This is a genomic window from Metabacillus niabensis (genome assembly GCF_902829255.1).
Lineage (GTDB): Bacteria > Bacillota > Bacilli > Bacillales > Bacillaceae > Metabacillus > Metabacillus niabensis.
In genome coordinates, this window is the sequence record NZ_CADEPK010000089.1 from 1 (window position 1) to 6,436 (window position 6,436).

8 protein-coding genes are annotated in these 6,436 nt (G+C 37.0%); 3 read left to right on the forward strand and 5 right to left on the reverse strand.

Going from position 1 to position 6,436, the window contains the following annotated elements:
- Positions 1 to 123: 123 nt before the first annotated feature.
- The 4 genes from HU235_RS09215 to HU235_RS09230 form a co-directional block, all read right to left on the reverse strand.
- On the reverse strand, positions 124 to 606 hold the full coding sequence (locus tag HU235_RS09215) for a hypothetical protein (RefSeq protein WP_174880027.1): 483 nt from the start codon (positions 604 to 606) through the stop codon (positions 124 to 126).
- A gap of 78 nt (positions 607 to 684) precedes the next feature.
- Positions 685 to 1,200: a hypothetical protein gene (locus tag HU235_RS09220; protein ID WP_174880028.1), complete on the reverse strand. Its 516-nt coding sequence runs from the start codon at positions 1,198 to 1,200 to the stop codon at positions 685 to 687.
- A gap of 35 nt (positions 1,201 to 1,235) precedes the next feature.
- The gene (locus HU235_RS09225) at positions 1,236 to 1,499 is read right to left on the reverse strand and encodes a DUF4190 domain-containing protein (RefSeq protein WP_174880029.1); all 264 of its coding nucleotides are present in this window, start codon (positions 1,497 to 1,499) and stop codon (positions 1,236 to 1,238) included.
- Positions 1,500 to 1,659: 160 nt separating this feature from the next.
- Complete coding sequence (locus HU235_RS09230; RefSeq protein WP_174880030.1) at positions 1,660 to 1,893, reverse strand: DUF3953 domain-containing protein; 234 nt, start codon at positions 1,891 to 1,893, stop codon at positions 1,660 to 1,662.
- A gap of 328 nt (positions 1,894 to 2,221) precedes the next feature.
- On the opposite strand from HU235_RS09230, the gene HU235_RS09235 reads away from it, so the two are divergent.
- From HU235_RS09235 to HU235_RS09245, 3 genes are read left to right on the forward strand one after another with little or no spacing between them, the layout of a single operon-like run.
- Complete coding sequence (locus HU235_RS09235; RefSeq protein WP_174880031.1) at positions 2,222 to 3,256, forward strand: FecCD family ABC transporter permease; 1,035 nt, start codon at positions 2,222 to 2,224, stop codon at positions 3,254 to 3,256.
- On the forward strand, positions 3,257 to 4,273 hold the full coding sequence (locus HU235_RS09240) for a FecCD family ABC transporter permease (protein ID WP_174880032.1): 1,017 nt from the start codon (positions 3,257 to 3,259) through the stop codon (positions 4,271 to 4,273). It begins immediately after the preceding gene.
- Positions 4,274 to 4,297: 24 nt separating this feature from the next.
- The gene (locus HU235_RS09245) at positions 4,298 to 5,212 is read left to right on the forward strand and encodes an iron-hydroxamate ABC transporter substrate-binding protein (RefSeq protein ID WP_174880033.1); all 915 of its coding nucleotides are present in this window, start codon (positions 4,298 to 4,300) and stop codon (positions 5,210 to 5,212) included.
- 103 nt (positions 5,213 to 5,315) lie between these two features.
- Here HU235_RS09245 and HU235_RS09250 read toward each other — a convergent pair whose 3' ends face one another.
- Positions 5,316 to 6,380, reverse strand: coding sequence for a branched-chain amino acid aminotransferase (locus HU235_RS09250; RefSeq protein WP_174880034.1), 1,065 nt, complete (start codon positions 6,378 to 6,380; stop codon positions 5,316 to 5,318).
- Between the last annotated feature and the right edge of the window lie 56 nt (positions 6,381 to 6,436).

The window sequence follows — 6,436 nt, forward strand, 5'->3', positions numbered from 1 at the left end:
ATCTTATAGAAAAGAGTCTAATTATTTCAGGAATTTTATCACGAACGAGTTTATTATATAATGGCATTAATGATTCTCCCTTTTCAGCTTTTATAAGTCCAAAACAGATGTATCCCCCGCTATTCAATAAAAATCTATGAAAAATGGATAACTAAATTCGGTCCTATATTGAATCATAACCTCCATAGGTTTCTTATCATTCTTCTCTGTACTCAAGGCATCTTCATCCTTCATCAACCCTTCGTACCAGATTTGCCCTTTATTGTTTTTCTTTAGCTCCACTGAACCATCGAAGTATATTTCAAAGTTATCTGTATTGTAATATTCAAATATCTCTTTTTCACTCAATTCGGTTCGTATCCTTTTATACGCAACAAGTGTTGGATAACCGCCATTGCCCCAAGGACCTCCTCCATAGATAACCCCATAATCAAAATCTTGTTCAATCACTTCTGATTTTCTAGGTAACTCTAATTCTAAAAGTCTATTTGCATTTTTCTTAGCGTAAAGGTATTCCTGGCCAACGAACACATAAAACAGAAATAATACGATTAATCCTCCTAAAACAATCATAAAAGGCAAAAATCTCTTTAGCCCTCGTTTCACAAAGAACACCTCGTTATATTACCTATTGCCTTAAATTAATCCATCACTACTCATTTCAGTACGCCTTTTAGTTTAAGCTCAAGCATTATCAATTCCGTTCCCTGTAACAATAAAATGAGGGCTGTTATCTTTCGGCTTAAATAATCTCCAGTGCTCACTATATTCATCGTCTTCTGAACTGTCTGGAAATACGTCTAACTTATAGCCACCCGATAAAAGGATTGTTAATCCACCGACTTCATCAGAATCAATTTGTATTACTTTTATTTGTCGGTTTTCTTTTATAAAAGCTTTCATACGTTCATCAAACCTGTTGTTACCATGTATATCCCAATCGAAATCCTCATAATCTTCATCCCATTGTGAGTGAGGAGAATAGAAATCCCTTGAAGCAACAACAATTTTGCTTCCTAATGTAATTCTCCACGAACATTGGATATGTAAAGCGTATTCTGCAGCTTCTTCGGTTCTGCCTCTTCGGATTATTTGAACGATATCCCCAAAGCCTAACCATAAGAGGTTAGATGCCCTTCCTGCATACTGTAATTTTGAACCTACTATTTTTCCAACTTCAGATATTATTTCTTCTCTCATCTTTGACCCCTTTTAAACCGTAATTTAGATTTCTACTAGCTTCCTATAATTAACAGTGACTCGTATGCTAAAACTCCAAGTAAAATGATCACGATTTGCATGCATATTCCTATAAGACTACAAACCCTTCCAGAAAAAGCTAACCCCTTGCCTTTTTGCTTTAAACGGTTGATTTCACCAATGCTTTTGAAGGATAGGGCAAAGCCAATAATACCTAGAATTAAGCCAATATAAGGTAAGATGATTGATAATATCCCTAAAGTTAAAGAAACGATAGATTTATTATTTGTCTCCCTCAAATTTTAGCCCCCTAAAAATAAAAATACGAGCATTTCAACTAGTAAAGTTTAGGCATTTCCTTGTTTCATCATACCATTGAAGCGTTCTTTTTTGGTAAAAAATACAAGTTTATTCTTTGAATAAAAAATGCGCCACCACCTATTGTGGCAACGCTATCTGTTAAGTGAAAAAGATTCCTTGAAATGAAACATAGAACATCAATAAAGTAACAAGGATCGTTAGCATTCCTATTCGTTTTTTCTTTTCCTTTAGTTGAGATACTGCTAATGTCAAAAACGATGCCCCTAAAAAAAGATAGACATACGAGCTTAAATCAACCGAATTCACGTTTAAATTATAGACGGCAATTACCACACCAATGAATGAAAAAATAATTTGTAATAGGTTTAACATATAATCCCTCCCTTTACTTGTCGCTTCTTTTATCATTATTACGTTCTATTATTGGAAAAAGTTTCAAGATTATATTGAATGCTTTTTATGAAACTATACTTTTTATTGAATGAGAAAACCGTCATCACGTAATATAGTAAATCACCTTATAATTCACCATAAAACCACCCTATGATTAGGTAATTTCCCAAATTAAAGAAATAAATAGGGCGTTTACTAAAATTCTCTTATCTTTTCAAAAAAAATAGATTGCTTTAAAAGATATTTATAAAATATAATAACAAAATGATAATGATTATCATTATTAATAAATTAAGGGTGCGTTCAAATGTTACATACCTCTCCTCAAAAATTCAACAAAAATCGTTCAAACACTTATCTGTTATTGCTTTTATTTATTTTAGCGATTCTTGGAGTAATCACCAGCATGATTTTGGCTATTTCTCTTGGGGCAAAAGAGGTTACGTTTCATACAGTGTTGTCAGCAATTTTCCATTATAATCCTACACTGACTGAGCAACAGATTATTTTTGAACTGCGGCTTCCTCGGGTGATTGGTGCAGCAATTGTCGGGGCGGGCTTTGCTGTTGCCGGGTGTTTAATACAGGGGGTTACCCGCAATCCATTAGCTGATGCAGGGATTCTTGGCATTAACGCTGGAGCGATGTTTATCGTTACTCTTTGCTTTGCTTTTTTTCCAGGTATTCCGTACTCTTTGTTAATGATTTTTTCATTTATTGGTGCAGTGCTAAGTACATTGTTCATTTTTATCATCGGCTCTTCTGTCCCAGGTGGGCTAACACCTATGCGTCTAACAATTTCAGGTGCAGTAATTGCAGCACTGTTACATTCACTTAGTACAGGTATTGCCATTTACTTTGATTTGAATCAAGATTTAGCCTTTTGGTTCGCAGGTGGTGTAGCAGGAATTAAGTGGGATCATTTAAAGGTGTTAGCTCCTGTCATTCTGATCACCATTATTTGGGCAATGATAATGGGACGCTCTGTTTCTCTTATTTCCTTAGGGGATGATATTGCAAAGAATCTTGGGATGAACGTAGCCTTCATTAAGGTTCTATCTATAATTATAGCTGTTATTTTGGCAGGAGTTTCTGTTTCAGCTGTTGGTTCAATAGGTTTTATCGGATTAGTCATCCCCCATATTTCTCGAAAGTTAGTTGGAGTAGATTATAAGCTTATCATCCCGATGTCAGCTTTATTGGGTTCAATCTTACTGATTATAGCTGATTTAGGTGCGAGAACGATCAATCCACCTCGTGAATTGGCCATTGGTATATTAGTTGCCTTAGTCGGAGTCCCGTTTTTTCTTTATATTGCTCGTAAAACTGGAAGTGATTTATAAATGAAATTCCAAGCTAACGTCGACAACAAAAGAGCCTATACTGTTGCTTTCGTATTAATCTTAATCAGCATCAGTATTGTATTAATTAGTTTGAATACAGGATCCTTGAAAATTACTCCGTTAAAAGTGGTCCAAACCCTATTTGGATATGGTGACGATAAAAGCTCATTAGTCCTGTTTGAATACAGGATGCCAAGAATTTTAATCACCATGTTAGGCGGAATTGGCTTAGGTATTTCTGGTGCAATTCTACAAGGATTATCCCGTAACCCTTTGGCAGACCCAGGAATTTTAGGACTACATGCAGGGGCCTCCTTTGGTCTTATTCTTTTTGTTACTTATTATCATTCGTTTGATGGTCATGCAGCGATTCTTATTCCGTTATTTACTTTTTTAGGTGGATTTTTAACTGCTTTTATAATTATTATTCTTGCTTATGACCGGGCGAAAGGATTGCTGCCTATCAGACTGATTCTCACAGGAATTGCCGTTTCAGCAGGCTTTAGTGCCGCTACGCTTTTCCTTTCCCTTCGTCTTGATGAAGAGACATATACATTTGCTTCAAGATGGCTTGTAGGAAATGTTTGGGGAAGAGATTGGATTCATGTACTCGCCCTTTTTCCTTGGATTCTGATCCTAGCACCTTTTGCTTGGTCCCAGTTTAGAACATTAAATGTCCTAGCTTTAGGGGATGACGTCGCAGCAGGGCTCGGTACCTCAGTTCAAAGCCAACGCTTGCTTATGCTGGCAACGGCTGTTGGTCTATCGTGCGCGAGTGTTGCAATGGTAGGCGGGATTGGCTTTATCGGTCTCGTTGCCCCCCACCTTGCACGTCGTCTTGTTGGCCCCATGTATCAGCATAGTCTTCCTGTCGCAGGGCTCATTGGGATGGTCATTTTAGTGATTGCAGATACGGTGGGACGTTCTATCTTTCAGCCAAATGCAATTCCTGCAGGTGTCATTGTTGCAGCAATTGGAGCCCCATATTTTCTTTATTTATTGGCAAAAACAAAATAAATTCAACTACAAGGAGATACATTGATGAAAAAGAAACTTATCCTTTTATTTAGTGCAATGCTGTTACTATTAATGTCAGCATGCGGACAAAATGCTTCAAATGCGACTCAATCATCGAATGAAGAGAAGGCAGCTGATAATGAAACGAGAATTGCCTCCCTCTCTATTCACTTAACAAATGATTTGCTTGCGTTAGGAATTACACCTGTTGGTTCGGTCGTTGGCGGAGAGTTAAAGGATTTTCTTCCCCATGTGAAGGATCAGTTGAAGGATACGAAACAGCTTGGACCTGCTAAAGATCCAGACATGGAAACATTGCTCGAATTGAACCCTTCTGTCATCTATCTAGATAAAGAATTTGGAGGGCAGGATGTATCCAAATATGAAAAGATTGCCCCTACAGAAGTATTTAATCTTGATGAAGGAACCTGGAGAGACCATTTAAAATCAATTGGGAAGCTTGTGAACCAAGAGGAGAAGGCTGAACAATTTATTGCAGATTACGAAACCCAAGCAAAAGAAGTACGCACGTTAATTAAAAATGAACTTGGTGAAGATAGTAAAGTGATGGCCATTCGTGTTACCGCAAAAGAATTACGCGTCTTTACGACAAAACGTCCAATGGGTCCGATTTTATTTGAGGATTTACAATTAAAGCCTGCTAACGGAATTGAGGAGCTTGATTCAAACCAGCCATACGAGGTAATTTCCCAGGAGGTTCTTCCAGACTTTGATGCTGATGCTATATTTGTTGTTGTCAATCGAGATGACGAAGCTCAAACAGCTTACAAACAGTTACAGGAGTCCCCTATTTGGCAAGGTTTAAAAGCAGTAAAAGCCAATCATGTCTACAAAGTTCCAGATCAACCTTGGCTTGATTATTCAGCATTAGGAAATAAAATGGCGTTGGATCATGCAAAAGAAATTTTCTCAAAATAGCTTATAGAAATCTATCCTTTGATTTTTATCGAATATGCTACCATACGAAAATTCGCGATATTAAGCCTGTGAAACAACGATTTCACAGGCTTTTTAAACAATTTTATAGCATTATTGTCCAACTAAACTCATCCTTAAGTGAGCCATTTTGGATACCAATTAATGTATCATAAAGCATTTGTGTTACTTCTCCAATTTCGCTATTGTTAATGATGATTTTTTCATCTAACCATTTTAATTCCCCAATTGGTGAAATAACTGCCGCTGTTCCGGTTCCAAATGCCTCTTCTAATGCTCCATTATGGTAGGCTTCGACAATTTCATTAATTGATATTCTGCGTTCTTCAACAGCAATCTTTTTTGCCTTTAACAACTGAATCATGGAATCACGTGTAATACCTGGAAGGATACTACCGTTTAACGCAGGTGTTATAACGGTCCCATTTATTTTGAAGAAGATGTTCATACTTCCTACCTCTTCAACATAACGCTTTTCTTTTCCGTCTAACCATAATGTTTGCTCATATCCATCTTTGCTGGCCATTTCCTGTCCTTTAAGACTACTCGCATAATTACCACCCGTTTTTGCTGCACCTGTTCCGCCCGGAGCAGCCCGCACATAGTAATCCTCAACTAGAATTCTTACTGGTTTTATACCGTCTTTGTAGTAAGAGCCTACAGGAGACAAAATCATGATGAATTGGAATTGCTTTGCAGAAGACACACCTAAACACGGATCTGTCGCAATAATAAATGGACGAATATATAAAGATGTCCCAGGAGTACTTGGAATCCAATCCCGATCGACTGCTACCAATTGCTTCAGTGCTTCTAATGCAAGCTCTTCATTGATGGCAGGGATACATAAACGTTCATTAGACACATTTAATCTTTTGAAATTACTTTCTGGCCGGAATAGTAACACTCTTTTATCTACTGTTAAATATGCCTTTAGTCCTTCAAATACCGTTTGACTATAGTGAAAAACCTTTGCAGCTGGATCTAAGGAAATTGGTTGATACGGGATAATCCGTGGATCATGCCAGCCCTTGTCTTCTTTATAATCTAAGACAAACATATGGTCAGTAAAAAACCTACCAAAGCCAAGATTGTTAAGATCAGGTTTCTGTTTTTTGTTTGTTGTTAGCTCTGTTTTAATTTCTATCATCTCATAGTCTCCAATACATCATAGTTTAATGAATATTCCGAAAATAAGGAATTATA

What these genes read in the sequence shown, in the direction of transcription:
- HU235_RS09220 (WP_174880028.1), bottom strand. Translation starts at nt 1,200, where the DNA reads ATGAGAGAAGAAATAATATCTGAAGTTGGAAAAATAGTAGGTTCAAAA.
- HU235_RS09230 (WP_174880030.1), bottom strand. Translation starts at nt 1,893, where the DNA reads ATGTTAAACCTATTACAAATTATTTTTTCATTCATTGGTGTGGTAATT.
- HU235_RS09235 (WP_174880031.1), top strand. Translation starts at nt 2,222, where the DNA reads ATGTTACATACCTCTCCTCAAAAATTCAACAAAAATCGTTCAAACACT.
- HU235_RS09240 (WP_174880032.1), top strand. Translation starts at nt 3,257, where the DNA reads ATGAAATTCCAAGCTAACGTCGACAACAAAAGAGCCTATACTGTTGCT.
- HU235_RS09245 (WP_174880033.1), top strand. Translation starts at nt 4,298, where the DNA reads ATGAAAAAGAAACTTATCCTTTTATTTAGTGCAATGCTGTTACTATTA.
- HU235_RS09250 (WP_174880034.1), bottom strand. Translation starts at nt 6,380, where the DNA reads ATGATAGAAATTAAAACAGAGCTAACAACAAACAAAAAACAGAAACCT.